Origin of the sequence: Pseudoalteromonas sp. UCD-33C (assembly GCF_001306895.1) — a bacterium.
Classification (GTDB): domain Bacteria; phylum Pseudomonadota; class Gammaproteobacteria; order Enterobacterales; family Alteromonadaceae; genus Pseudoalteromonas.
This window is the reverse complement of record NZ_LJTB01000001.1, coordinates 163,334-189,861: the sequence shown is the minus strand read 5'-3', so window position 1 is coordinate 189,861 and position 26,528 is coordinate 163,334. Positions and strand designations below refer to the sequence as shown.

Annotated in this window: 25 protein-coding genes; 11 read left to right on the top strand and 14 right to left on the bottom strand. The window is 40.4% G+C overall.

Going from position 1 to position 26,528, the window contains the following annotated elements:
* Nucleotides 1–6 precede the first annotated feature (6 nt).
* Both AOG26_RS00760 and csrA read left to right on the top strand, forming a co-directional pair.
* Nucleotides 7–1,224, top strand: a complete 1,218-nt coding sequence (locus tag AOG26_RS00760) for an aspartate kinase (RefSeq protein WP_054551281.1) — start codon at nucleotides 7–9, stop codon at nucleotides 1,222–1,224.
* Between the two features lie 93 nt (nucleotides 1,225–1,317).
* Entirely contained in the window at nucleotides 1,318–1,509 is a 192-nt protein-coding gene (gene csrA, locus AOG26_RS00755) for a carbon storage regulator CsrA (protein ID WP_036970495.1), read from the top strand.
* Between the two features lie 27 nt (nucleotides 1,510–1,536).
* Here csrA and AOG26_RS00750 read toward each other — a convergent pair whose 3' ends face one another.
* Nucleotides 1,537–2,004 carry a YcxB family protein gene (locus tag AOG26_RS00750; protein WP_054561186.1) on the bottom strand — a complete coding sequence of 156 codons (468 nt, stop codon included), beginning with the start codon at nucleotides 2,002–2,004 and terminating at the stop codon, nucleotides 1,537–1,539.
* Nucleotides 2,005–2,128: 124 nt separating this feature from the next.
* Between AOG26_RS00750 and AOG26_RS00745 the strand changes: the two genes are divergently transcribed.
* The gene (locus AOG26_RS00745) at nucleotides 2,129–3,052 is read left to right on the top strand and encodes a hypothetical protein (protein WP_054560782.1); all 924 of its coding nucleotides are present in this window, start codon (nucleotides 2,129–2,131) and stop codon (nucleotides 3,050–3,052) included.
* 642 nt (nucleotides 3,053–3,694) lie between these two features.
* Here AOG26_RS00745 and AOG26_RS00740 read toward each other — a convergent pair.
* Both AOG26_RS00740 and AOG26_RS20415 read right to left on the bottom strand, forming a co-directional pair.
* Nucleotides 3,695–3,886 carry a hypothetical protein gene (locus tag AOG26_RS00740; protein ID WP_054551284.1) on the bottom strand — a complete coding sequence of 64 codons (192 nt, stop codon included), beginning with the start codon at nucleotides 3,884–3,886 and terminating at the stop codon, nucleotides 3,695–3,697.
* A gap of 51 nt (nucleotides 3,887–3,937) precedes the next feature.
* Nucleotides 3,938–4,111 (bottom strand): DUF1328 domain-containing protein, encoded by a 174-nt coding sequence (locus AOG26_RS20415; RefSeq protein WP_064971747.1) that lies wholly within the window; start codon nucleotides 4,109–4,111, stop codon nucleotides 3,938–3,940.
* Nucleotides 4,112–4,645: 534 nt separating this feature from the next.
* Between AOG26_RS20415 and AOG26_RS00735 the strand changes: the two genes are divergently transcribed.
* The 4 genes from AOG26_RS00735 to AOG26_RS20830 all read left to right on the top strand — a co-directional run bounded on the left by AOG26_RS00735 (nucleotide 4,646) and on the right by AOG26_RS20830 (nucleotide 8,127).
* Entirely contained in the window at nucleotides 4,646–4,894 is a 249-nt protein-coding gene (locus tag AOG26_RS00735) for an OadG family protein (RefSeq protein WP_054560781.1), read from the top strand.
* Nucleotides 4,895–4,909: 15 nt separating this feature from the next.
* Nucleotides 4,910–6,682: a sodium-extruding oxaloacetate decarboxylase subunit alpha gene (gene oadA, locus AOG26_RS00730; protein WP_054560780.1), complete on the top strand. Its 1,773-nt coding sequence runs from the start codon at nucleotides 4,910–4,912 to the stop codon at nucleotides 6,680–6,682.
* Between the two features lie 10 nt (nucleotides 6,683–6,692).
* Nucleotides 6,693–7,823, top strand: coding sequence for a sodium ion-translocating decarboxylase subunit beta (locus AOG26_RS00725; RefSeq protein ID WP_054560779.1), 1,131 nt, complete (start codon nucleotides 6,693–6,695; stop codon nucleotides 7,821–7,823).
* Nucleotides 7,824–7,950: 127 nt separating this feature from the next.
* On the top strand, nucleotides 7,951–8,127 hold the full coding sequence (locus AOG26_RS20830) for a hypothetical protein (protein ID WP_200907848.1): 177 nt from the start codon (nucleotides 7,951–7,953) through the stop codon (nucleotides 8,125–8,127).
* 123 nt (nucleotides 8,128–8,250) lie between these two features.
* Here the strand turns inward: AOG26_RS20830 and AOG26_RS00720 are convergent, their stop codons facing one another.
* Complete coding sequence (locus AOG26_RS00720; RefSeq protein ID WP_054560778.1) at nucleotides 8,251–9,567, bottom strand: peptidoglycan DD-metalloendopeptidase family protein; 1,317 nt, start codon at nucleotides 9,565–9,567, stop codon at nucleotides 8,251–8,253.
* Nucleotides 9,568–9,966: 399 nt separating this feature from the next.
* Between AOG26_RS00720 and tyrS the strand changes: the two genes are divergently transcribed.
* Nucleotides 9,967–11,166: a tyrosine--tRNA ligase gene (tyrS, locus tag AOG26_RS00715; RefSeq protein WP_054560777.1), complete on the top strand. Its 1,200-nt coding sequence runs from the start codon at nucleotides 9,967–9,969 to the stop codon at nucleotides 11,164–11,166.
* Nucleotides 11,167–11,224: 58 nt separating this feature from the next.
* Here tyrS and AOG26_RS00710 read toward each other — a convergent pair whose 3' ends face one another.
* The 4 genes from AOG26_RS00710 to folE2 all read right to left on the bottom strand — a co-directional run bounded on the left by AOG26_RS00710 (nucleotide 11,225) and on the right by folE2 (nucleotide 14,583).
* A complete protein-coding gene (locus tag AOG26_RS00710; RefSeq protein ID WP_054560776.1) occupies nucleotides 11,225–12,175 on the bottom strand; it encodes a cobalamin biosynthesis protein CobD/CbiB in 951 nt (316 codons plus the stop codon).
* A gap of 1 nt (nucleotide 12,176) precedes the next feature.
* A complete protein-coding gene (gene mtnN, locus AOG26_RS00705; RefSeq protein WP_054551291.1) occupies nucleotides 12,177–12,884 on the bottom strand; it encodes a 5'-methylthioadenosine/S-adenosylhomocysteine nucleosidase in 708 nt (235 codons plus the stop codon).
* A 103-nt stretch (nucleotides 12,885–12,987) separates the two neighbouring features.
* Complete coding sequence (locus AOG26_RS00700) at nucleotides 12,988–13,581, bottom strand: DUF2726 domain-containing protein (RefSeq protein WP_054560775.1); 594 nt, start codon at nucleotides 13,579–13,581, stop codon at nucleotides 12,988–12,990.
* Between the two features lie 81 nt (nucleotides 13,582–13,662).
* Nucleotides 13,663–14,583, bottom strand: a complete 921-nt coding sequence (gene folE2, locus AOG26_RS00695; protein ID WP_054560774.1) for a GTP cyclohydrolase FolE2 — start codon at nucleotides 14,581–14,583, stop codon at nucleotides 13,663–13,665.
* Between the two features lie 173 nt (nucleotides 14,584–14,756).
* On the opposite strand from folE2, the gene arcB reads away from it, so the two are divergent.
* Nucleotides 14,757–17,084, top strand: coding sequence for an aerobic respiration two-component sensor histidine kinase ArcB (gene arcB / locus AOG26_RS00690; RefSeq protein WP_054560773.1), 2,328 nt, complete (start codon nucleotides 14,757–14,759; stop codon nucleotides 17,082–17,084).
* A 6-nt stretch (nucleotides 17,085–17,090) separates the two neighbouring features.
* On the opposite strand, the gene arcA is transcribed toward arcB, so the two are convergent.
* The 5 genes from arcA to trmB all read right to left on the bottom strand — a co-directional run bounded on the left by arcA (nucleotide 17,091) and on the right by trmB (nucleotide 21,946).
* Nucleotides 17,091–17,807 (bottom strand): two-component system response regulator ArcA, encoded by a 717-nt coding sequence (gene arcA, locus AOG26_RS00685; protein WP_054551295.1) that lies wholly within the window; start codon nucleotides 17,805–17,807, stop codon nucleotides 17,091–17,093.
* A gap of 105 nt (nucleotides 17,808–17,912) precedes the next feature.
* Nucleotides 17,913–18,434, bottom strand: a complete 522-nt coding sequence (locus tag AOG26_RS00680; RefSeq protein WP_054560772.1) for a YfiR family protein — start codon at nucleotides 18,432–18,434, stop codon at nucleotides 17,913–17,915.
* Nucleotides 18,434–20,056 (bottom strand): ATP-binding protein, encoded by a 1,623-nt coding sequence (locus tag AOG26_RS00675; protein ID WP_054560771.1) that lies wholly within the window; start codon nucleotides 20,054–20,056, stop codon nucleotides 18,434–18,436. The genes AOG26_RS00680 and AOG26_RS00675 overlap by 1 nt, the downstream gene beginning before the upstream one ends.
* A 118-nt stretch (nucleotides 20,057–20,174) precedes the next feature.
* Nucleotides 20,175–21,203 carry a 16S rRNA (guanine(1207)-N(2))-methyltransferase RsmC gene (gene rsmC / locus AOG26_RS00670; RefSeq protein ID WP_054560770.1) on the bottom strand — a complete coding sequence of 343 codons (1,029 nt, stop codon included), beginning with the start codon at nucleotides 21,201–21,203 and terminating at the stop codon, nucleotides 20,175–20,177.
* Between the two features lie 17 nt (nucleotides 21,204–21,220).
* Nucleotides 21,221–21,946, bottom strand: a complete 726-nt coding sequence (trmB, locus tag AOG26_RS00665) for a tRNA (guanosine(46)-N7)-methyltransferase TrmB (protein WP_054560769.1) — start codon at nucleotides 21,944–21,946, stop codon at nucleotides 21,221–21,223.
* 218 nt (nucleotides 21,947–22,164) lie between these two features.
* Between trmB and mutY the strand changes: the two genes are divergently transcribed.
* Nucleotides 22,165–23,241 carry an A/G-specific adenine glycosylase gene (gene mutY / locus AOG26_RS00660; RefSeq protein WP_442960157.1) on the top strand — a complete coding sequence of 359 codons (1,077 nt, stop codon included), beginning with the start codon at nucleotides 22,165–22,167 and terminating at the stop codon, nucleotides 23,239–23,241.
* A gap of 15 nt (nucleotides 23,242–23,256) precedes the next feature.
* Entirely contained in the window at nucleotides 23,257–23,529 is a 273-nt protein-coding gene (locus AOG26_RS00655) for an oxidative damage protection protein (protein ID WP_036970432.1), read from the top strand.
* 40 nt (nucleotides 23,530–23,569) lie between these two features.
* On the opposite strand, the gene AOG26_RS00650 is transcribed toward AOG26_RS00655, so the two are convergent.
* Nucleotides 23,570–26,335, bottom strand: a complete 2,766-nt coding sequence (locus AOG26_RS00650; protein ID WP_054560767.1) for a hybrid sensor histidine kinase/response regulator — start codon at nucleotides 26,333–26,335, stop codon at nucleotides 23,570–23,572.
* Nucleotides 26,336–26,528 lie beyond the last annotated feature (193 nt).

Below are 26,528 nucleotides of genomic sequence, written 5' to 3'. Positions count from 1 at the left end.
CTACTAGTGGCACTTATCGTCCAAAAATTCGGTGGCACCTCAGTTGGCTCAATAGAGCGAATTGAGGCAGTCGCCGACCTTGTTGTAAAAACCAAGCAACAAGGCCATCAAGTTGTGGTGGTGCTCTCGGCTATGTCGGGAGAAACTAACCGTCTAATTGAACTCGCTAAACAAATCGATTCTCGACCTAGTGCTCGTGAGCTTGATGTATTGCTAACTACCGGTGAGCAAGTGTCAGTTTCTCTACTTGCAATGGCTATCATCAAACGTGGTCACTCAGCGGTAAGCTTACTTGCTGATCAGGTCAACATTCGCACCGATAACATGTTTGGTAAAGCGCGTATTGAAGAGATTGCTGCGACTCGTCTTAAGCATGAACTTGAGCATAACCGTATTGCCATTATAGCGGGCTTTCAGGGCCGTGATATTGAAGGCAATATCACTACGCTTGGTCGAGGTGGTACTGATACCTCTGCGGTTGAGATTGCTGGCGCTATCAATGCCGACGAATGTCAAATTTACACCGATGTTGATGGGGTATACACCACCGACCCGCGCATTGAACCAAATGCGCGACGTATGAGCCATGTCACCTTCGAAGAAATGCTCGAAATGGCCAGTCTTGGGGCTAAGGTGCTGCATATTCGTAGTGTCGAAGCTGCAGGAAAATATAATATACCGCTCAGAGTGTTATCGAGTTTTAACCCGGATCAAGGGACCTTGATCAGTTTTGAGGAGCCGGATGTGCAAGCAAACATTGTGTCGGGTATCGCCTTTAATCGTGACGAAAGTCTGATTTACGTTAATGGTGTTCACCAAGGAACGGAAAACCTTGCAAAAATTTTGAAACTTTTTGCAGAATTCGGCATCGAAATAGATATGATTAATCAAGTTAATCATAACTTTGAAAAAATAGACTATGCTTTTACTGTGCACACAAATGATTTTGAGCAAGCGCTTGAAATTTTGACCAGTAACCAAGATGGTATCAGCGCAGAATCTATTAAAGGGATCAGCAATGTTGCCAAGGTGTCTGCAGTAGGTGTAGGGATGAAATCTCACTCTGGTGTGGCAAGTTTATTTTTTAATGCCCTTGCCGATGAAAACATCAAAGTGATGCTTGTATCGACATCAGAAATTAAGATATCAGTTTTAATTGACGAAAAGTATTTAGAACTGGCTGTACGTGCGCTGCACAAAGTTTTTTTAACTGAAAATGAATAAGATCTAGAGTTTTTACTTACTTTTAAGTCTATATTTCATTAGAATGTTTTTGACGCGGAATCTTTTAATTTTTTGGAACATGGGAGCAAGAGAATGCTAATACTAACTCGTAGAGTAGGTGAAACCCTTATGATCGGTGACGAAGTAACAGTTACTGTTCTTGGTGTTAAAGGAAATCAAGTTCGCATTGGTGTAAATGCACCTAAAGATGTATCAGTACATCGTGAAGAAATCTACATGCGAATCCAAGCAGAGAAATCTAACCCAAATCCGGGCAACGTTTAATCAGCGACAGATATTTTTAAGAGCCACTCACTGAGTGGCTCTTTTATTTAGTTCTGCTGTCATTTCATCATTTAGCGCTTGTTTAGAAATATATTGCATACCGCGCTGAGCCTTTAAAATATAACCTCGCTCAGTTTCAATAATCTCACTAATTTGTTGCCAGCTTAATTGGTAGCTTTTATGCGGGTTTTCGGCTTTAACGCCTTCATCATTAAATACGACAGTCACTTCGCTACCCGATGCACGACTCATCATTTGTCTTGCGACCCACCATGGGCGTTTGTAGTAAAACGATAAGCACTCAACCACGGCAAGCATAATCATAAAGCTGCCTAAATAATGATTATCTAATTGATAAAAAGCCAACAAGCCTAAGGTTATTAATAATACCAATAGCGGATATTTAGGCTTAGCTTGTGATGAATAAGGTAAAGACTCATCAAAGCATTCGTAATAATACGGTTTATCTAATTTGTAAGTTGTACTTAAAGTCATTTGTGGGCTCACTTAATTTGCTGGCGGCAGTTTAACATTGATAGAAAAAATCTTCCGTAGTTGGTTTTCATTTAGTTGTCATTGTGAGAGCTTAAGGTATGCGTATTTTAAAGGTGTAAGTTGTATGTTTGTTAGTTCAATGTCATTAGTACTTGCAATGACCACAAATACTTTTTTAGTTATGGGCGATATGCCATACACCCCGATTGATGAAATCAATCTCGCCAAAGACGGAAAAATTACCAAGGCAATCGCAGCAACACCTCATGGCTTTTTAATGCATCTTGGTGACATGAAATCGGGAGCGCTTGCTTGCACGAATAAACTTTTGCAAAGTAATAAAGCGTTATTAACGTCGTTGACCACACAGCCTTTTATTTATACCCCCGGTGATAATGAATGGACCGATTGCGACCGAGAAAAGCTATCGGTGCGTTTTGATGAGCTTGAACGGCTAAGCTTTGTTAAAGGCTTGATGTTCGACGATGCTTATACAAAAAAAGTACAGCAACTTCAGGGTTATGCAACCCAAGCTGAAATGCTAGAAAATGCCCGCTGGCAGTTTGATGGTATTGAGTTTCGTACCTTACATATACCGGGCACTTTTAATGGTCGCTCACAAATTTTAAAAAGTGATAAAAACGCTGCACTAGATGCCGCCGACAAGCGTGATAAGTACAACTTAACTTGGTTAAAACAAGCGCTTGTTCAGCAAGACGCTAAGGCCTATGTATTTGGTTTTCAGGCTGATATTTACCACCCGACCAGTAAACCTGCTTGCAGTGAATCACAACGCTCTAATTGTGATGCATTTAAAATATACCGAGATGCCATCAGCGATTTCGCAAAGCACACCAATAAGCCTGTACTTGTAATGCATGGCGATACCGGCCCATATTGCCAGCAGCAGCTAGCGAGTAACTTAACGCGTTTAAATGTACCTGGCGACTTTGCTGTAAGTGATGTCGCAAAGGTGAGTTTTATCGACGGCCAGTGGCATATAGCGAGTGTAACGACAAATGTGCCCCTCACAACGTCTTGTGAGTAATAACGTAGGTTTGGTAGAGCGGAGCGAAACCCAACAAATTAATGAGTTTCTAGGGGAAAGAGTAAAGTTTCGAGTTTCTAGAGAAAGGAGCCATCAGCTTTCAGCCGTCAGCTATCAGATTAAAACCCAACAAGTTAGCGAGTTTGAGGCTCACGTAGGCGTGAAATTTATTTCGCGCGATGTTTCTTAAATCTACGTGTAAGTCGTAGGTCGGGCTTTAGCCCGTCAATGTTAACGGTTATGTGTCGCCATAAATGACGACCTACGTGACGTAGGGTAGAGCGGAGCTGAACCCAACAAGTTAGCTAGCTTCTAGGGGAAAGAAGTAAAGTTAGCGAGTTTGAGGCTCACGTAGGCGTGAAATTTATTTCGCGCGATTTTCTCAATTAATACGGCTGTAAGTCGGGCTTTAGCCCGTCAAGTATGAGTGATAAAACATGTGTCGCCATAAATGGCGACCTACGTGAAGTAGGTAGAACGGAGCGAAACCCAACAAGTTAGCGAGCTTCTAGGGGTAAGAGTAAAGCTAGCAAGCTCCTTGACACAAGCAGCAGGCAGACTAGAGTTGCTAACTTGCTAACTTGCTAACTTGCATACACAAAAAAGCGGCACTTGGCCGCTTTTCTTAAGTAAGGTGTGTTGTTAGCAGTTAGTTTCTTCTGCGTTAACACCTTCTTTTACTTCTTCACATGCATCTTCAACTGCATTTTGTGTATCAGTAATTGCTTCATCAATACGCTCACCTGCGTCTTCAGCAGAGTTGTCTTCACAACCCATGATGAATAAACCTGAAAATAGGGCGATAGTAGCGGCTTTTAAAGTTGAATTTTTCATAATGAAATTCCTTGTAAATTTAAAATAAAGTAAGTGGTTATCTGCTTTTAACTACTTAGGGACACTGCCTCTAAGTGCTCCTGATACCAGCGAAATAACTAGTAATACTAAAAATATAAAAAAGATAATCTTAGCGATGCCTGCAGCGGCTCCTGCGATACCGCCAAAACCTAACACTGCTGCGATTAACGCGATAACTAAAAAAGTAATTGTCCAGCGTAACATAGTGGTCTCCTTGGCTATTTAAATTTTCTTAAGTTCGATGTAACTAAAGCGAGTTCTGTGCCATAAGTTTTATTCTATATATTTCAAAGGGTTGAGTGTTTTTGTTGTTCTTGAGAGGGGTCATCATTTGGTAACTTTTACGAGTAAGCATGTAACTTATTCATAGTGATATTTTTTCATATTGAGCTGAATGAAGAAAAAGAGTATTCCTGTAATTATTGGTAAGACCAATTTAACTTTATTGTAAGGTAATAGCTCTAACACCTTGTTGTGCGTGGTTTTTAGGCTTTTTACTATGATTGGTTAATAGCTGAACATATAACGTTTGGCTATATTGACTATTTATATCATCTATAACGGGGCTTTAAATGCGCTAATAGTAGGGTGTTAATTATATGTGCGTCATGTTATTTTAAATTTAATTGGTTTTACCAATTTACAATGGTGCTATACAAATGAATTTTGTTTGTTATTATTGGTGCATAATTATTTAACAAAAATAACTTTTTATTTTAAGTAAGCGAGGGGAGTCGTATGGATATAGGTGGATTACTCACCACTGCGGCCAGTTTGATGGTGACAGGCATGGTAGGCGTGTTTGTTTTTTTGACTATTTTGATTTCAGCAGTCACTTTAATGTCAAAGGTAGTGGGTCGATTTGATGATCCTGCAACTGCAGAACCTACGCGTACAGCAAAAATTCAACCTCAACAGGGTGTGCCACAGGCACATATTGCAGCAATCAGCGCTGCAATTGCTCAATTTCGAAATAAACAAAAATAACGGGGCAGCTTAAACATGGCTAAATTAAAATTAACCGAATTAGTATTGCGTGACGCACACCAGTCTCTTTTGGCAACGCGTATGCGCTTAGACGATATGCTACCCATGGCAGAAAAACTCGATAATGCGGGTTACTGGTCAATTGAATCATGGGGTGGTGCGACGTTTGACTCGTGTATCCGTTATTTAGGTGAAGATCCTTGGCAACGTATTCGCGAGCTAAAAGCGGCAATGCCAAACACTAAGCAACAAATGCTACTACGCGGACAGAATCTTCTAGGTTACCGTCATTATGCTGATGATGTAGTCGAAAAGTTTGTTGAGCGTGCCCACAAAAACGGTGTTGATGTTTTCCGTATTTTCGATGCGATGAACGATGTACGTAACCTTGAAACTGCCATTAAAGCTGCAGTTAAAGTAGGTGCTCATGCCCAAGGTACTATTTCGTACACAGTAAGCCCAGTCCATACGCTTGATATGTGGCTTGAGCTTGCAAAACAACTAGAAGATCTTGGCTGTCATTCAATTTGTATTAAAGATATGGCGGGTTTATTAAAGCCATATGATTGCGAACAGTTGATCAAAGGCTTAAAAGAAACTGTATCTATTCCTATCGCAATGCAATGTCACGCGACGACAGGTTTAAGTACTGCAACTTACCAAAAAGCAATCGATGCGGGTATCGATATGCTTGATACGGCGATTTCGTCAATGAGTATGACCTACGGTCATAGTGCCACAGAAACTATTGTTTCAATTGTAGAAGGCACTGAGCGTGACACCGGCCTTAATTTAAATGAGTTAGAAGAAATTGCCGCTTATTTCCGTGATGTACGTAAGAAATACGCTGCATTTGAAGGCAGCCTTAAAGGTGTTGATGGTCGTATCTTATTAGCCCAAGTACCTGGCGGTATGTTAACTAACATGGAAAATCAGCTTAAAGAGCAAGGTGCTGCTGATAAGCTTGATCAAGTATTACTTGAGATCCCGCGTGTTCGTGAAGACTTAGGTTATATTCCTCTAGTTACACCAACGTCGCAAATTGTTGGTACTCAAGCGGTACTTAATGTGTTGACTGGCGAGCGTTATAAAACCATCACAAAAGAAACTGCAGGTGTACTCAAAGGCGAGTATGGTGCAACACCGGCACCAATGAATAAAGAGCTACAAGAGCGTGTACTAGAAGGGGCTGAAGCAATTACGTGCCGTCCTGCTGATAAGCTTGAACCTGAGCTGGAGAAGCTTGAAGCAGAGTTATTAAGTGAAGCTAAAGAGCAAGGTTTAGAGCTTGCTGATGACGTGATTGATGATGTGCTTACTTACGCATTATTCCCTCAAATCGGCCTTAAGTTTATTAAAAACCGTAACAACCCTGATGCGTTTGAAGCAATTCCAACGGGTGAAGTCGCTAAGTCAGAAACTAAGCCAGCTGCTTCAAGCCCTGCAAAAGCAGAGCAATACAGCGTTAAAGTTGATGGCAAAGTTTACGATGTCGTTGTAGCGCAAGGTGGTGAGCTCAAAGAAGTAACCCTAAAAGACAGTGAGTTAATTCCTCAGTCAGCTTCAGCGTCTGTTAGCGAAACCTTAAACGCGCCGTTAGCAGGCAATATTTTCAAAGTGAAAGTAAAAGCTGGCCAAACAGTAAATGAAGGTGATGTGGTTATCATTATGGAAGCGATGAAAATGGAAACAGAAGTTCGCGCCGCACACTCAGGTACAATAGCTGAAGTATTAGTAGCAGAAGGCGACTCTGTTGCCACTGGCGATGCGCTAATCGCGCTAGCATAGGAGACAGAGGATGGATGGTGTTTTAAACCTCTGGCATGCGACAGGTATTGCTAACTTTACTTTTCCAGCATTGATCATGATTGCGGTTGGTTGCTTGTTACTCTATTTAGCAATCGCCCGTAACTTTGAGCCACTGTTGTTATTACCTATTGGTTTTGGGGCTATTTTAACTAATATCCCAGTTGCTGGTTTATCTGAGCCGGGTGGTCTTTTATATTACGTGTACCATATCGGGATTGACTCTGGGGTATTCCCACTTTTGATCTTTATGGGCGTCGGGGCGCTTACAGACTTTAGTGCCCTGATAGCAAATCCGCGTATGTTGCTGTTAGGCGCGGCTGCGCAGTTTGGTATTTTTGCTACTTTATTTGGTGCAATTCTACTTAACTTTATTCCTGGCTTTGAATTTTCGCTACAGGATGCATCGGCCATCGCCATTATTGGTGGGGCAGATGGTCCAACAGCTATTTTCTTAGCATCTAAGTTGGCACCTGATTTACTTGGTGCAATCGCAGTAGCGGCTTATTCATACATGGCACTTGTGCCAATTATTCAGCCGCCAATTATGCGCGCACTAACAACGCAAGAAGAGCGCGAAATTCAAATGCCGCAACTTCGTACAGTATCGAAAAAAGAGAAAATTGTTTTTCCATTAATGGTGCTTAGTTTAACTATCTTGTTTTTACCTGCGGCAACACCGCTGGTAGGTATGTTCTGCTTAGGTAACTTGATGCGTGAATCAGGTGTGGTTGATCGTTTAAGCAATAGTGCACAAAACGAAATCATCAACATTACCACCATTTTCTTAGGCTTAGCGGTAGGCTCAAAGCTTGCAGCCGATAAGTTCTTAACCGTAGAAACAATCGGTATTTTGGTGTTAGGTGCTTTAGCCTTTGCAATCGGTACAGCTTCAGGGGTGTTTATGGCAAAAGGTCTTAATAAGATCTCTAAATCGCCAATCAACCCATTAGTAGGCGCAGCAGGTGTATCTGCGGTACCAATGGCAGCACGTGTGGTTAATAAGGTAGGCCTTGAGAGCAACCCGCATAACTTCTTGTTAATGCATGCCATGGGACCAAACGTAGCAGGGGTATTAGGAAGTGCCGTTGCAGCAGGTATTTTGTTAGCGATTGTTGGCTAATAACACGATTAAGTCGATTTACTTCCAACCGACTGGCGCAGTAATTTTACTGCGCTTTTTTTTGCCTATAGACTAGGGTCACCCTAAAGAAATTGTAGTTAAATGATAGTTGTGTAAGGAAGCCGCCATGAATGTTTTTATTATCTTATTATGCCTTTTTGTTGCTTTGGTTATTTTAATACCGCTACTTGAAAAGTATCAGTCTAAAATGGGGCTTGATGGCGCGACAAAGTATGCAAAGTATATTTGGCCACTGGTGATGATTTCGCTGATTATTCAACTTATCTATGTTCTTTTAAGGTAATAATAGTATTAACCCGCAGTGCTATCAGTACTGATTTTAGTAAAGTCTATAATAGTTTTAGCCAGATTTATTCTGGCACAAAAAAGCCGCTTCAATTGAAGCGGCTTTTACATGTTTACTTAACTACTTATTTAACGCTAATTGTAACTCACGGTTACGCTGTAATTGCGCTAAGAAGTTATCAGCAATCGGTTTAAACTTAGCTAACTCATCGCGCGGTAGAGGCTCTGATTTAGGTAGTTTGACCGTTTTAGGGTTACGGTGAACACCGTTTACTAAGAATTCATAGTGTAAGTGTGGGCCCGTCACACGACCTGTCGCACCAACAGTACCAATCTTCTGGCCTTGTTTCACTTTCTGACCAGTTCTAACCATCTTTTTGTTTAAGTGTAAGTACTTAGTCACATACTGTGTGCCATGGCTAATAAATACATAATTACCATTGTATTTACTGTAGCCTGCTTTAATCACTTTACCATTACCCGATGATACAACTGGCGTACCGGTACGCGCTGCGTAATCGATACCGTTATGAGGTTTTACCGTTTTGGTCACTGGGTGTAAACGACGCGGATTAAAGCTCGAGCTAATATACTTAAAGTTAACTGGCGCACGTAAGAAGGCTTTTTTCATGCTACGGCCTTCAGGTGTGTAGAAGTTACCATCAGTATGGCGAATAGCGGTATAACGCTCACCTTGGTTAATAAATTCTGCGGCAATAATTTTACCATCACCAATGTACTCACCATCAACATAGTGAGCTTCATAAATTAGACCAAATTGGTCACCTTTACGAATGTCATTAGCAAAGTCGACATCCCAACCGAAGATGTCAGCAAAATTCATAATTTGACGCTCGCTCAAGCCAGCGGCAATGCCTGACGTCCAAAAACTATTAGAGATCTCGCCGCCAGCCGACTTACTTAGCGTTTCGATTTCTTTGCTATCGATAGAAGTGTCGTAGTTACCTTCGTCATTTAATGTAACGTATAAGGTATCTGTTTTTGAGATCACATAACGTAGCTGCGCTAGAGAACCATCTTCAGCCGTTGCAAAGCTTAAGATTTCGCCTGGGTGAATTTTTGTTAACTTACGAGTTTCAGCGTTGGTGTTAACTAGTTTGTGTAATGTTTGCGCTGAGAAACCCGCACGTTTAAAGATAAGTGCTAAATTATCGCCATTACGTACTTCATGGTCGATAAGCTCGTATTCTGGAAGTTTTGCTGCTGCTTGCTGTGAATTAAGCTCAGTTAGTTTTTCGTTATCATCAACTTTAACTTGTAATTCGTAGCGTTTGCCAATTTCAAGTGCTTTTGCACTGTTATCCTTTGAAGCGGTGGCTTTTTCAGAAGGCAATAATGCCAAGCCAACAATAGCAGAAACCAAACCGAGAATAAGCAGTTTGTGTTTTTTGGGAAGTTTGTGCACTACGTGAACCATATCGTGCCTTTTCTGCTGTCAAGAAATTTAAATACTAATATCGCAGGATATACCTAAAATAGAGCAAATACCAGTGTTTTGTAGATTTAAACTGGCGCTATTTTACGCTAGAATTGCTCAGCGCGTTAAACTTTTTTGGTTAAAATTGCAGCAGATGCCTATGGTTAAACTAAATCTATATTAGTTAACTAAAGTACCTTCATTAAATTGCAATAACGCGGTATAAAGAACAATCATGCGCGCTGCCTTCAGGGCTGTTTCTTAAACTATTTAAGTTAGGCTTTTTTCTAGTGTCGCTTTTTGGTGCTAACTAGCTAAATTTTAAAGTTTTTAGCTCTATATTTTATAACCCTGATAGGCCACCACGCCCCGGTAGCTGAATTTTTGGAGTAATACACAGTGGATTTACAAACCGCTCTAGCTGAGATAAAACGCGGTGCAGAAGAGATATTAATTGAAGACGAATTAGTCGAAAAGCTAAAGTCTGGTAAGAAACTTAAGATCAAAGCGGGTTTCGATCCAACTGCGCCTGATCTGCATTTAGGTCATACAGTTCTTATCAACAAAATGAAAACCTTCCAAGACCTAGGTCATGAAGTGATTTTCTTAATCGGTGACTTCACCGGTATGATTGGTGATCCAACGGGTAAAAACGTAACACGTAAACCGTTAACTCGTGAAGATGTTTTAGCTAATGCTGAAACCTATAAAGAGCAAGTATTTAAAATTCTTGATCCTGCTAAAACAACTGTTGCATTCAACTCTGCTTGGATGGAGAACTTAGGTGCAGCAGGTATGATTAAACTGGCTGCGCGTCAAACAGTAGCACGTATGCTAGAACGTGATGACTTTAAAAAGCGTTATGCCAACGGTCAATCGATTGCTATCCACGAATTTTTATATCCACTGGTACAAGGTTGGGACTCAGTTGCATTAGAAGCTGATGTTGAGCTTGGCGGTACAGACCAACGTTTTAACCTATTAATGGGTCGTGAATTACAAAAAGACGAAGGCCAAAAGCCACAAACAGTACTTATGATGCCACTGCTTGAAGGTACTGACGGCGTTCAGAAAATGTCTAAGTCATTAGGTAATTACATTGGTATTACTGATGAGCCAAACGACATGTTTGGTAAAGTAATGTCTATCAGCGATGATCTAATGTGGCGTTACTATGACTTATTAAGTGCTTTATCTATCGAAGAAATTGCTGCGCTTAAACAGCGTGTTGCTGATGGTGCAAACCCGCGTGACATCAAGATTGAGCTTGCAAAAGAAATGATTGCACGTTTCCATAGTGAAGAAGCAGCCGAAGGTGCTCATCAAGATTTCATCAAGCGTTTCCAAAAGAATGCATTACCAGATGAGATCCCAGAAGTGACAGTAACAATTGCTGAAGACACTGTGTTTATTACTAATCTATTAAAAGAAGCTAACCTTGTAGCTAGTACGTCAGAAGCAATGCGTATGATTAAACAAGGTGCTGTAAAGATTAATGGTGAAGAGAAAGTAACGGATACTAAGCTTGAAGTTGCTAAAGGCACAACACAGATTTACCAAGTAGGTAAACGTAAGTTTGCTAAAATCACCTTAGCTTAATTAAGCTAATTGGTATAAAAAACCAGCTGCGGCTGGTTTTTTTGTGCTTATATTTTGATTAGTTTGTGAATAGGCCAATTACTTCAATCCCGACTATCAGTAGTAACCAAAATGCTTTCGCTTGATTTAAGCGATTCACTAAGGCAGGAATATCATCGGCATCTGGTAAGCGATCGGTCCCAACACGCATTTTATTAAAGCGCTCACCTTGGTAAAGGGCAGGGCCGCCTAATTGCACTTGCAAAGCAGCCGATGTAACACTTAACAGCCATCCTGTATTGGTTTGATAAAAGTGTCTGCCATAGTGTTTTATATAATGAATACATTGTTTACTGGCATTGGTTGCTGCAATCGTTAATGCAACTAATCGAGTGGGTAACCACTCCAATACAAACAGTAACTTAGCAATGGGAGCCAAAAACGGGTTGTTGGGTTTTAGGTTTTTTCGCCATGCTTGATGAATTAATGTGAGTAAACGATAAACCAAAGCAAGGATAGCGCCGCCAAGTAGATAAAAGAATATAACGGCAAAATAATGCCGCGCACTTTGTAGCACCAGTGACTCCATGGTTGCTTTGCAAATGCCTGGGGCTGATAAACGTGATACATCACGGGCAACGAGGCTAGCTAGTAGCTCTCTTGCAGTCGCTTTTTGGTTGAGCTTGAGTAATCTGGCAATACGTAATGATTTCTTCTCTTGAGCGCGGCTACTGAGTAACAAATATAAAATTAAGCCATTTAATAGCTCAGGGTAAAAAGCAAACTCTAAAAACAGCACAACCAATGTCACTATCACTAAAATGGTGAGAGTAAAAGCTAAGGTTGAGGCTAAATATTGATAGCTTTTGGGGTTCGTTGGGTTGTATAAACGTTCGCTAAGCGCAGAGAAAATAACGGTTAAAAAGGTATTAGGATGATACCAACTAACCAAAGGAAAGAAGCGCTCAGCTAAGAGCGCGACAAAAAATACAATAATGTCCAAATGGTTTTGAACAATATTTGCAATCACCTTATAAACTCACCGATGTTAGCTTCTCTAAAAGAGCAACAACCATTTTAGATGAGTTGATAGATGCAGTTTCGATATACTCTTCAAATGATTGCGGCGACTCTTTGCCAGCAATGTCAGACATTGAACGAATAACAACAAATGGTGTTTCTAGCACATGACAAGCTTGTGCAATTGCTGCACCTTCCATTTCTACTGCAAGCATAGTTGGGAATTCAGCACGTGTTTTTTCAATTCGTACCGGGTCACACATGAATGAATCACCAGTACAAATTAGGCCAATCATGGTTTTAACATCGCTGATTTGACTTACGCTTTGCTCTGCCGCTTCAATCAGTTTAGGGTGCGCAGCAAAGCCTGCTGGCATTTGTGGTACTTGACCGATTTCGTAACCGAATGCAGTTACGTCTACATCATGGTGACGAACTTCTGAAGAAATAACGACATCGCCTACATTTAGCGATGGCTCAAAACCACCTGCAGAACCTGTGTTGATCACACAATCTGGACTGAAGTTATCGATTAGTAGTGTTGTTGCTACTGCAGAAGCCACTTTACCAATACCAGATTGAACTAAAGTAACTGTGTTACCCGCTAGTTCACCGGTGTAAAAGGTAAAACCAGCTTTAGTCATGATGCTTGGGTTTACCATTGCTTCGCGTAAGATTTTTACTTCTGGCTCCATCGCGCCAATAATACCAACGTGCATAATATTTGATTCCTTAGATTGAATAGGATGATTATACCTAAAAATGCCTGAAACAAACAAAAAAGCAGACCTTAAAGTCTGCTTTTGCCAATATTATGACAGGTTATATTTCTGCAAGCGCCGTTGAGTGTGCTTTTGCTTGTGATGGTGATAATACCGCAGGTTTAGTAACGCGGTTGCGTGCAGGTCTTGCAGGCGCTGCTGCAGGTTTACCAAGTTTAAACATGATTGCATCACGCACTTCTCTAGGTTGATAACCTGATTTTACCTTCATGCGAATATGCGGAATGCCTGCCGCTTCTAACGCGCCACTAACAAACCAGTCACGTTGTGCTTTATGGCCGTCGCGGTTGGTGTTATTGACTAAATCAACAGCGGCTACAATAGTAAGTTTGTCTTTGTCGATAAGCACGTAATCTAGCTGTTTGTTTTTGGCTTTAGCCATTGCAGCACGTTTAGCTTTGACAGATAAACCTTGCTTACAGTCAATTAAATCAATGAGTTTAACGCGGCTGACGATTTTATATTGGTCGCCTACAGCACGTTCTAGAAGATGTAAAAAAGCACTCTCAACTTGCGTAAAAACAGTTTGCTTACGAGTGAAAGGATAAGGGTTTCCGCCTTCATCGGTAAACTTTGACGCAACAACAGAGGCTACTACGACTAATACTAAAATTGATAATAAAGCGAATTCCATACGGTAACTCCACAACAACAAATTGACACTGAAAATTAATAGCAATTAGCGTGCCTAAGTGTGTGAAGTCACCCGAAATTTTTAAGCCGTGTATCCGCCAGCAACCCCTTTAACAGCGATAGCTACTGCGTCGTGGGCATGAAGTGATTCATAGTGGTTTATTTGCAGCCAATAATCTGCGTAGCTTTGCTGTTCAAGTAAACCTTTAATTTTACGAGCAGCATCTTCGCAGAACATGAGGTTTTGACCATTTAAGCGGGCAAACTCTTGCTCATCTTCACGTTTGACAGCCGCTTGTACAGGCGTTTTTAGCTCAGCTTCTAAAGCATCAATTAAGCCAACCACATCAAAACTGTCAATTTTGCTGTCGAGCTTTACTTTCACGTTTGCAATTGAACGTTGTGAGTGTGGTGTAGCAACAATGCCGTCAGTTGTGCCTAGCCATTCTAAAACAGTTTGCTTATCAATATTTTGCTCTGCAAACTTTTCGCTAAAGGCATTTTGAATTAATTGACGAGCAAGAGCCGCTGAACATGGGCATGTTGACGAGTAAGTCACATCAACCATTAACTCAAAACTTACAGTGCCTTGGTTGATCTTAGCGATCAAATGAACAGGGTAGTTTTTCCAACCTACTTTGCCACTTAATAAAGATTTACGACGCAGAGGTAGCTCAAATTTAAATTCGATTTGTGCTTGGTCACTTAAATCATCATGGCTGCTAATAAAGGCATCAAGTGCTTGTTTAAGAGTTTGTGGATTAACTTGCTGCTCGGTTGATAAGGTATCAAGGGCTAAAAATAAACGCGACATATGAATGCCTTTTGCGTCTTCTTTATGCAAGTTTACAAAAGCGCGTGCCTTGGCAATTACATTTACAGGGGCAATATTGCGAGTTTCAAAAATGAAAGGAAGTTCAATTTCGCCCATGCCAACCCAGTCTAATTTACCTGTTTGTAAGGCGGGAGCCGTATCAGCAATATCTGGCATTGTGGTTTGCATGGTAATACTCATTCTTTGCAATTATTAAAGCGCGGTATTTTACATGAAAAAATATAAAAAAGCGGCGTTGATGAAAAAATTCTATGTTTATCGCACAATATGAATATTTCTAAAGGAATAGTGATAAAATTAGCTATGCTGTTTTTTTTCGATTATGTGCCTAAGCTTTATATATGATTGATTCTTCTTTGAGTCCGTGGGCTCGCACACTCTCAAGCTTTATTTCTAAGTATGGTGAGTTTAAAACTGCCGCCGCCTGTTATGCCTTATTATTGGTCATGTCGCTGATCTTATCGTGCATGTTTTATTATGTAGCAGTTGGAACGGTAACTTTAGTTGATGTTTTAGCGGTGATGTTCTTCACTGCGGTGGTATCGCCGATTTTAATAACTGTACTGCTTAACTCAATTCGCCAATTAGAAGCCTCTTATAGCTACCTAGATAGCGCAACCAAACAAGAAAAACTGCTCAACCAAACGCTAAAAGATAATATCAGTCGCTTAAACGAAGAGATTGATGAGCGTAAAATGGCGTTTCATGCCAAGCACAGAGCAATAGAAGAACTTAGACGCGAAATCGCCGAGCGTAAGAAAACCCAACAAGAGCTTGCGCAACAAGGCATGCTATTGCGCTCTATTGTCGACTCATCTCCCGATTTATTTTATTACCGCGATAACAATGGTGTATTTGCTGGCTGTAATAAAATGTTTGAACAAGTGATAGGTAAAAGTAGCGATGAGCTAATTGGTAAAAGTGTCGAAGAAATCTACCCAAGTGATTATTTACCAGAAGTACTGCGCACCGACAAAAAAGTATCTCAAACCCATCAAGCTCTGACGCTTGACGTTGAATACCCCGTTGATGGTGAAAAGCGCTGGTTTGAAATGCGTAAGTTACCTTTTATTAATGAAAAAGGTGAGTACATAGGTTTACTTGCCTTTGGCCGTGATATCACCAGTCGTAAAGAAGCAGCACAAGCCCTTGAAGCAGCTTATAAAGATAAAGGGAAATTCATTGCAACTTTAAGCCATGAATTAAGAACGCCGCTTAACGGTATTGTGGGTTTAACCCGCATGCTACTTGATACTGAACTCGATAAACAGCAACGTAGTTGGTGTAACACGGTGTTTTCAAGTGCCGAGACCCTTGGCAATATTTTTAATGATATTATCGACTTGGATAAAATTGACCGTGAGCAGCTCGATATTGTTGCTGACTCAGTCAATGTGGCCGACTTTATTAATGACGTAGTGAATTTTGCAGGCTTAATTGCTGAACAAAAAGGCCTTGAGTTCAATATTAAACGTAAAGGCACACTGGATGTTTACGCATCTCTTGATCCGACCCGTTTACGCCAAGTTGTTTGGAACCTTATCAATAATGCCGTTAAGTTTACTCAGCAAGGCCATGTAGAGCTTGAATGTCGTCGTGAGAATCGTGCCGATGGTCCGTGGTTAGTGATGCGTGTGAGCGACACGGGGCAAGGTATTCCACAAGAGCAGCTGCATCGTATTTTTGACATGTACTACAAAGCACCAGATATTAACGGTACCAATGCTATTGGCTCTGGTATCGGCCTTGCGGTAACAAAAGCACTTGTTAGCGCAATGAAAGGTGAAATTAATGTCAGCAGTACTGAAGGTGAGGGCAGTGTTTTTGTTGTTGAAATACCGCTTAAGCTTTGTATTGCGCCTACCGAGCAAAGTTATGCGGTACGCAGCTTAAACATTCTTTTAGTGGAAGATGTGCCGCTAAATGCTGAAATTGCTACTAACTTACTTGAGCAGCGTGGTCACGAAGTTATTTGGGCTGAAACTGGTGAGGATGCGCTGTCGTTTGTCTACACAGAAGATGACTTAGACCTAGTTTTACTTGATATGCAATTACCTGATATCAATGGTGATGAAGTTGCTCGTCAAATTCGTGACGATGAACACTTTGATAACTTACCAATCGTTGCCTTAACTGCCAACGTGCGTAGCGCCGAAGAAGAGCTTGCAGGTATTAATATTCAAGGTGCACTCGCTAAGCCTATCAATACCACTAAACTCGATAAAATGCTCGGTGAGTTATTTGATATCAAGCAGCAACAAAACTGTCAGCCTGAGCCAATCAAAGCTGTGACTGAAAAAGATTTATCGGGTATTCGCGTTGAGCTGCTCGATATAGAAACCATCGAAGACTTTGTAGGCTCAATGGGGCTGGTTATCTTTAATCGCAGTTGTGAGTTATTTAATAAGTTAAATCCTCAGTACCAAACTGAGCTGGCAGATGCGTTAGCGGCAGATGATAGAGAAGAGTACAAATCGGTGGCACATAAATTAAAAGGTGCAGCTGGCTCTGTAGGTTTAAACGATGTGCAGTTACATGCTAAGAAGATGGAACATGGCGCGCTTGAAGAAAGTAGTGAAGAGTTACAACAGTGGCTTGATGAACTCGCAGTGAAAATAAATGAAGGGCGTGACGCCCTCCAATTATTCTTACAACAGTTAGAAGATTAATTCTAATTAGCTGTCGATTTTACCAATGAAGCGATAGCCTTCACCATGGATGGTGCTGATCAGCTCAGATGTGCTGTTATCGCTTTCAAAGTGTTTTCTGATACGACGAATTGTTACGTCTACAGTACGGTCGTTAGCGCGAAGCTCACGGCCAGTCATGTGCTTGATTAATTGCTCACGGCTGAAGATACGGCCCGGTGAGTCAAGCATTAAGCGTAGCGCGCGGTATTCACCTTTAGGTAAACGTTTAGCGTCGCCGCTTGGAGATGTTAAACAACGGCTGTTTTCATCAAGTTCCCAACCGTTAAATGTGATAACACCATTTGTTTCGATATTCGCTTCTTCGCCACCTAGAGCTGTGCGCGAAATAAGGTTACGAGCACGAATAGTTAATTCGCGAGGGTTGAATGGTTTTGTGATGTAATCATCAGCACCAATCTCAAGACCTAAAATGCGATCAACGTCGTTGTCACGACCTGTTAAGAAAATTAAACCAACGTTACGTTTTTGACGTAATTCACGCGCTAAGATTAGCCCGTTTTTACCTGGTAGGTTGATGTCCATAACTACAAGGTTCACATCATCATTATTTGTAAGCTTGTCATGCATATCATCGCCATCAATGGCTTCAATAACTTTGTAACCTTCAGCTTCAAATAAACTAACGAGGTTTAGTCGAGTTACGTCTTCATCCTCTACGATCAGAATGACTGGCGTTTGCATTGTATATTAACCTTTTCGGAAATTTTATTTACAAAAATTCGGTATTATCAAGCAAAACCGAATACTAGAGATTATAGGATTAGATCCAATTGTTAACAAGTAAAATCAATTTGGATAAAACTTAGCCATAGCTAACAATCGAGATTGCACTTTAAAGTTATGCTGCAATACGTGCTGCTTATTGATATACAGTCGGATTTTATTTCCTTCTTGAACCAGAGAGGCTATACCGCCATTTTCTAAAAAGCTGATACTTTCACCTATAGTTAAAGTATCCAATGAAATTGTATCGGTCCAAAGTGGAAGTATATCATTTTCTAATGTTTCATCAATGTATGTGATATCACAAACTTGAGAAAGTTCAGAAATTTGCTGGGTTTTTTTCACTAATATAACGTTAATTGGTTTTTTGTTAATTTGCAGTTCATTTCTGTCTTTAAGGAACGCCCCTGGACCTTTATCTAAGTCATAAAAACAGAATGAAATAGGAGGAGGGTTCACTTGGTCATTAAACTTCGTGAACTTAGCAATTTGATACAAAAAGGCTGATTTAACTTGGTCTGGTGATTTGGCAAATGCAGGGCATACAACAAGCAAAGCTAATAAGATACAACTTACTAATCTCATTACGCTGCACCTTCTTGCAATGGCAGAGTAATAATAAAGTGAGCCCCTTCGTCAGCTAGTTCATCGTATACGATGCTACCACCAAGTGCTTGAGTCACTAAGTTATAAACTAGGTGCATGCCCAAACCACTGCCACCTTCACCACGTTTAGTAGTTACAAATGGGTCGAAAATACGTTTGCGAATTGATTTCTCAACGCCAATACCATTATCGAAGTAGTGAATACTCAAGCTACTTTCGTTGCGATCAACATTAAAGGTGATTTCATTATCTTGGTTATCGCTAAATGCATGTATAACAGAGTTGCTTAGCAGCTGTTGTAGTACTTGTTGTAAAGGCCCCGATTTGGTTTCAATACTAACGTCATTGCTACAGTTAATCGTAATTTTAGGATTACGATATTGAATCTCTGAGCGCATCGACATCACCACATCATTTAATAAATCATTTAAATTGATTTTGGTGCTGACTTCTACATCTTGATTAACAGCCACTTTCTTAAAGCTAGATACGAGCTCTGCTGCACGGTTAAGATTGCGATAGATAAGATCGAGGTTTTCAATGCCGTCATTAATAAAGCGTTTTAAGTGTGCTGAAGTTAAAGTTTTTTGTTCAAACTGCGCGTGAATTTCTGCCAGCTTATCACGTAACAGCGTTGAGCCTGTAATACCTAACCCAATAGGTGTGTTAACCTCATGAGCAACACCTGCAACCATTTGCCCCAGTGACGCCATTTTCTCATTTTCGACGATTTGGTTTTGGTATTGGTGCATACGCTCAAGGGTATTGAGCAGCTCTTGGTTAGCCTCACGTAATGCGATTGTTCGTTGATTTACTTTTTCTTCAAGGCTTTGGTTAAGTTGTTTTATTTCTTGTTTGTCTTTTTCGTGGCGCTCAATTTGTTTTTGAGTGCGCGAGAGCATAATATTTAAGCTGCCCGCTAGCTGGTTTATTTCATCAATATTGGTTTTTTGTGCGCGAGTATCATAGTTATGGTTTTTCGACACGTCTTGCAGTAGGTTACTTAGCTCATCAATAGGGTTTGCAATGCGTTTTTGAATACGTCTAGCAACAAAGTACACCAGAACTAAAACGAACAAGGTGAGTAAAATATCAATGATAATTTTACGATTGATATATTGGTTTAACCTGTCTAAGCCGCCGCGAATATACACGTAACCTATAGTGTCGCCTTCGTATACGATAGGCGTTATTAGCTCTATATCTTTATCTGTGAAGCGTGGCTCTAACAGGCTATCTATGCTGCCAACCTTAATGGGTACTGGTGGGGTTCGGTTGGCATTAAAGCTACTAAAAAATACTGGCTCATTTGATAACTCATCGATTGAATAAATATGGATGTTTTTAATAAGCGGCACAGATTCAAATGACTTTAAGCGCTCAGATTCGGTCTCGTTATCGTCAAATAACACGGTGACTTGGGCGTTGTAGGCAATTATCTTCGATAAAATAGAGATCTTATCGACAATCAGCGCTTTTTGCTCTTTTACGTCTAGATAGGTCGAAATAGAAATAGACAAAGACAAGCATAACGCAGTGACTAGCATTACCGCATTGGTCAACGCTTTACGAATACTTGTTTGTGTCGAAAATATCGGCATGCGCTATAGAAGGCCAGAATTTTTGTTATTAGTAAGAGTTTAGTCTAGCAAAGACATTTGAAAGTAACTAAATATTTTAAAAAATATTTTTGCTACGAATAAGCTATTTACTCAACTTTTATTTAGCTGAGTAAACGGCAAATTTAGTATTTTTGAAATCTGTGCTGTATTGGCCAAATTGTGCTTCTAAAATCGGTGGGTATTTTAAGAAGCTGTTTGCAACTATGGTCAATTTACCTTGCTTGCTCAAGTGTTGCTTTGCTGAGCTAAGAAATGCTTCGGCAATGGTGTAATCTGTGGCAATCCCCGTATGGAACGGTGGATTACTGATGATTAGGTCAAATTTACCATTAATATCAGTTAAGCCATCACTCAAAATTGCTTGGCCTTTGAGGTCATTTAACGCAAGCGTTTGCTCAGTGGCGTAAGTTGCAAGAGCACTTACATCGCTACATACAAATTCAAGCTCAGGCTGCTTTAAACCTAAGTAAGTAGCAATAATGCCAGCGCCACAAGCAAAGTCGAGTACTTTACCCTTGCTAACAGTTGGCGCATTATTCAGAAGTACCGCAGTGCCTACATCAAGCGCACCGTGGTTAAATACGCCTGGAACACTGATCGCAGTAAATTCAATATCGCCGGCTTTTACTTGGAATTGTTTGTGGTAACGGCTGATAGCAAAGTTATCGTTTAGCGTAAGCTCAGAGAATAAATACAGAATACAGTGCTTGGCACTATCGATTTTGTTACTAAAACCACAGTGGTCTTTAAGTTGTTTCTCTGCTGATTTAACACCGCTTTTATTTTCACCTACTACAAATAGTTGCGCATCTTGATGACAAACAGCACGAATGTTATCAAGGCACATTTGTGCTTCTGGCTTTGCTTTTGGATAATAGTAGATAACTAAATCGTAGTTATTATTTGGAATAGTGTGATCAACCACTGCATGTATACCGGCTATTTTGCTGGCATACATAGCATTTGCATGGTTATAACTGAACGCAGTAATTTTTGCGTCGGGATTTAGCGCTTTAAGTTCGCGTAAAAAGCCATCTTGCTCAAAGTTAACCACTAAAATCGATTGCCCAACAAGTTCGTCTTCATTACGAAGCAATAGTAAACTTGGGTTGGTTAACTTACTCATGCTGCTTTTACCTTTTATTACTTAGTACGCTCGAACATTAGATCCCATACGCCGTGACCTAAACGGTGACCGCGCTGCTCAAATTTTGTCAGTGGACGTGAATCTGGGCGAGGAACGTAATCGTTAGTTTCTGATTGGTTTTTGTAGCCTTCAGCCACTTGCATTACTTCTAGCATATGCTCTGCATAATTTTCCCAGTCAGTGGCCATATGGAAAACACCGCCAATTTTTAATTTGCTACGTAATTTTTGTGCAAACTCTGGTTGTACGATACGACGCTTATGGTGACGTTTTTTATGCCATGGATCAGGGAAGAATAATTGCAGCTTAGATAAGCTTTCATCGGCAATACAGTCAGCAAGCACTTCAACCGCATCATGCTCGAATACGCGTAAGTTTGTTACACCAGCTTCATCGGCATCCATTAAACAAGCACCTACACCTGGGCGGTGAACTTCAATACCAATGAAGTTAAGTTCTGGTGCGTTTTTAGCCATTTCAACTAGCGATTTGCCCATACCAAAACCGATTTCTAGTACCACATCGTTATCGTTACCAAACACTTCTGCTAGGTTTAGCATGCCATTTTTGTGCTCAAGGCCCATAGTTGGCCAACACTTCTCGATGGCTGCCGCTTGGCCTTTTGTTAGGCGACCTTCGCGCTTAACGAAACTACGAATCGTGCGGATGTATTTACCCTCTTGCTTTGCTTGCTCGAGGTTTGGGTTACTTGAGTCACTCATATATTTTGGCCTGATTAAAATACTGACTATAGAAAAAGGTTGCGTATTATCCCTGACCTGCGCCTTGAGTACAATAGTCAGGGCCTGTTTATCTTTCGAGATTAATATTGCGATCATGTACGAGCTATTTAGATAGAGCAGAGCCTCTTCGGCTTGCTTGGCCTAACTAACTGCAATAGACTTGGCCGAAATGAGCTTCAGCAAGTAAAGATGTTATTTTGAATTTAAGCAATAAGGAGTCAACCTGGTTTGCAAACCAAGTGGTTGACTGGTACCACCTTCACGGTCGTAAAACTCTGCCATGGCAGCTAAATAAAACCCCTTATAAGGTATGGATCTCTGAGGTCATGCTACAGCAGACCCAAGTAGTAACTGTTATTCCTTACTTTGAAAAGTTTATGCAAAGCTTTCCTGACATCATTGCGCTTGCTAATGCGGATGAAGATCAGGTGCTTCACCATTGGACTGGGCTTGGCTATTACGCCCGTGCGCGCAACTTACATAAAACGGCAAAAATTGTTCGTGATAAATACCAAGGTAAATTTCCAACCACGCTTGAAGAAGTGATGGACTTGCCGGGTATTGGTCGTTCAACTGCTGGGGCAATTTTGTCTTTATCACTTGGCCAACATCATCCAATTTTAGATGGTAATGTTAAACGAGTACTGGCACGCTTTTTTATGATTGAAGGCTGGTATGGGGTGAAAAAGGTCGAAAATCAGCTTTGGTCATTATCATCGCAATTAACGCCTAAAGAGTCGGTCACTGAGTTTAATCAGGCCATGATGGATTTAGGTGCAAGCCTTTGTTCGCGAAGTAAGTTTGACTGTGAGCTTTGCCCTTTAAATAGTAAATGCCTTGCTTTTAAAGAAGGTAAAGTTAAAGAGTTCCCGCATTCAAAGCCGAAAAAAGCTGTGCCGAAAAAGTCATGTCATCAGCTTATACTAGCCTGCGATAATAAAGTGCTTATGGAAAAGCGTCCAAATTCAGGGATATGGGGTGGTTTATTTGGTTTTTTTGAGTTTAGCGAATTATCTGAGCTAGAAACATTTTTAGCTCAGCATGGTTTATCAAACAACACGCAGGTACTTGAAGCCTTTACCCATGTATTTTCGCATTTTGAGCTAACCATCAACCCACATGTTTTAACCTTGCCGAGTATTCCAGATCTTATTAATGAGCGGCAACTAGTTTGGTATCCGCTTGATGAGTCAGTTGAGGTTGGCCTTGCAGCCCCAACGAAAAAGCTGGTTAAACAATTAAGCGCAATAGATTACAATAGCATCACGCAATAAGAGTAGAGAGCAATTATGGCACGCACAGTATTTTGTCAAAAGTTACAAAAAGAAGCTGAAGGCTTAGGCTTCCAACTATACCCAGGTGAACTAGGTGAAAAGATTTTCAACAACATCAGTAAAGAAGCATGGGGCCAATGGCAACATAAGCAAACGATGTTGATCAACGAAAAACATCTGAACATGATGGACCCAGAGCACCGTGCTTTTTTAGAAGAGCAAATGGTAGGTTTCTTATTTGAAGGTAAAGACGTGGAAATTGAAGGCTACCGTCCTCCAGAAAAATAAACGAAGAAATTAAAAGTAAAAAGGGCCAATAGGCCCTTTTTTAATGTGTTGCTTCTTGCTCAGCTCTTTGTATTTGCTCTTTTAAGAATTGAGCTACTTTGGAGTATTCAATTTCATAACTATCGCGCAGTTCAATTAAATCATCGCTTGACAGTTCATCTTCTTTGCAGCGTTTTTCAAATTCGGCAGCTAGTTCTGCAACTTTCATTGCACCAATCGTTTTTGAGATTGACTTGAGCTGATGACAGGCTGAAATTATTTTCTCTAAGTCTTGCTCAATAACACCACTGTTGATTTCTTTACTGAGTTGATTACTTTGCTCTAAATACATTTTGAAAAAGCGTAGTTTCTTTGCTTCATCATTGTTTACATAGTTAGCAAGCATCGCCATATCAATAGGCGCTGTTGGTCTTTTAACTTCAAGTTTAGTGGCTTCAGGATTCGTTTTGTATGCACATTTGTGCAAAGTGGCCTCGAGCACATTTAGCTCAACAGGCTTGGTGATGTAATCATTCATCCCTATGCTTAAACAGCGTTCTTTTTCGCCTTTAAGGGCATTGGCGGTGATAGCAATCACATAAGGTTGCGCGTTAATATCTTCAAGCTGCGATGCTTCATGACGAATTTTTTCAACCATATCGTAGCCTGACATTTTCGGCATGTGTAAATCGGTCAAGATAATTGAGTGTTTACCTTCACGCCATGCTTCAAGGCCTTTTTCACCATTTTCAGCTACTTCAACACCATAACCTAATAGATGGAGCTGATCAGTTAACACTTGCTGATTTAATACGTTGTCTTCAACAAGCAATACAAGTTTGTTCTCTTCGCGGGCTTTATCAACACTTAAATAGTCGTTAAATGACTTAGCCGAAGCAATTTGTTTTGGCTTATGTAAACCTGCCGCCACTAGTAGCGACATCATAAAGTTAGACTTACACAGCGGTGCAGCATTTAGATAGAAGATATTTTTATGATTAACAGCGGCTTCATCTAGTTTACTTAACACAATTACTTGCTGTTTATTGTCTTCTAAGGTGTATAGCAAGCGACGTAAGATATAGTTAATATCTTCCATGGTTTCGATACCATCGAGGATCCAAATAATATCTTTTTTATCTTGTTCAGCTTCGATTTTGTCGCTGCTATCAGCAATAACAGGTGTTGCCCCCATAAATGATAGATAACGAGTAAGTAGTTTTTTTCGGCCATCATGATTGGTTACAACTACAACACGTTGGTCTTTCATTACCTGCTTGTGAGCATATTCAACTTTACCTTGTGTACTAAAAGGTAACTCGACAACAAACTCACTACCAATACCTAAATCACTTGTTACAGAGATGGTACCTAGCATTAGCTCAGTTAAGCTTTTACAAATCGATAAGCCTAAACCAGTACCACCGTATTCACGGGTGATTGAGCCTTCAGCTTGAATGAATGGGTTAAAGATTTCGCGAAGCTGTGCTTGCGTCATACCCTTGCCGTTGTCTAATACGCTAAAACGCAGGGTGTAGTGATCAGTGGTGTTTTGAGCCACCTCTACCGAGATTTTAACGTGGCCTTTATGTTTATCATCAGTACTAGTAAACTTAATTGCATTACTGCATAGGTTATAAAGTACTTGGCGAACACGCACCGTATCACCAATCAAATTTGTAGGGATATCTGGCGCAATTGCCAGCTCTAATTCAAGGTCACGCTTTTTGGCCACCGATGATAAAACACGAGCGACTTCTTCAATGGTGTCTGACACTGAGAAAGGAATATTATCGATATTCAGTTTACCTGCTTCGATTTTCGAGAAATCGAGAATGTCATCTAATATGCCTAATAAAGAAAATGCAGAATCACGAATAATTGTACTTAATCTGTGCTGCGCACCATCAAGCTCAGTTTGGCGAAGTAAGTCAATGGTACCGATAACCCCATTCATAGGGGTGCGAATTTCATGGCTCATGGTTGCTAAGAAAGTCGTTTTGGTCTCGTTTGCCTGTTCGGCTTTGAGAGTTGCTTGCTCAAGAGCTAGAGTACGGTTTTGTACTTCGTTTTCTAGACCACTTTGTAGTTTCTGTAAATCTGCCTGAGCAGCTTTGTTTTCTGTTATTGCTGATTGAACTTTATTAAGTAATAAATTGATATTTTTTGCTACTGAATCCAAACCAAAATCAAGGTTTTCATTTACTTGGGCTTGGTAGTCAGCATTGTCTGTGATGGCCATTAACTCACTGCTTAATGACTCACTACTTTTAGTAAAACGCTTATTAATAAAGATACTTAAGGCAAAAGATAAAATAGCCAGTGCTACTAAAGTCAACGCGGCTAAACCATATGCAAGACTTGCAGACTGCGCAATGGGTTCAGCAATCGGGTGTTGCTTTATAACTAGTTCACCAACTGGTTGATCATTAAACTCTAACACCGTATGAATAAGGGTGTTTTGTTCTAGCTTTTGATTAACTTTACTGGCTTCGATTAGCTTCTTATTACTGGCGTATACAAGCGATACATCGCCGTTGAATTCATATCGATATAAATAGTAATCAAAGCCATCATTAAGCAGGTGACTTAAATCGAGAACCTCTTTTACTTTATCTTGGCCAGGCATAGTTAATGCGCTGATTAGAGGTGCTGAAAGCTGATTTGATAATTGCTGCGCTGTGATAGTTGGTTTGCTATCTTGCTGAGTTACTTCACTTGTTGGATAAAAAGAGTAAGCAACAACCGCAAGTAGGGTGATGACAAGATTCGTGATTATAAAAAGCGGTAGTAGGCCTTTTACAGGTGAATTTGATTTACTTGGCATGGCTTTAGTCCAACAAATTATACAGCATCATTAAGCATATTCTTGATTATTGGACAATCCTACCATCTATGAAGAAAAATTCACCACGTTTTTAACATAGGTAACCCTTTTATGATGAGGGTCAACCAAAAAGCACAAAGTTTGTAGATTAAATAAGCTAAAAACTATTAAAAACAGCAATCTTGATTGAAAA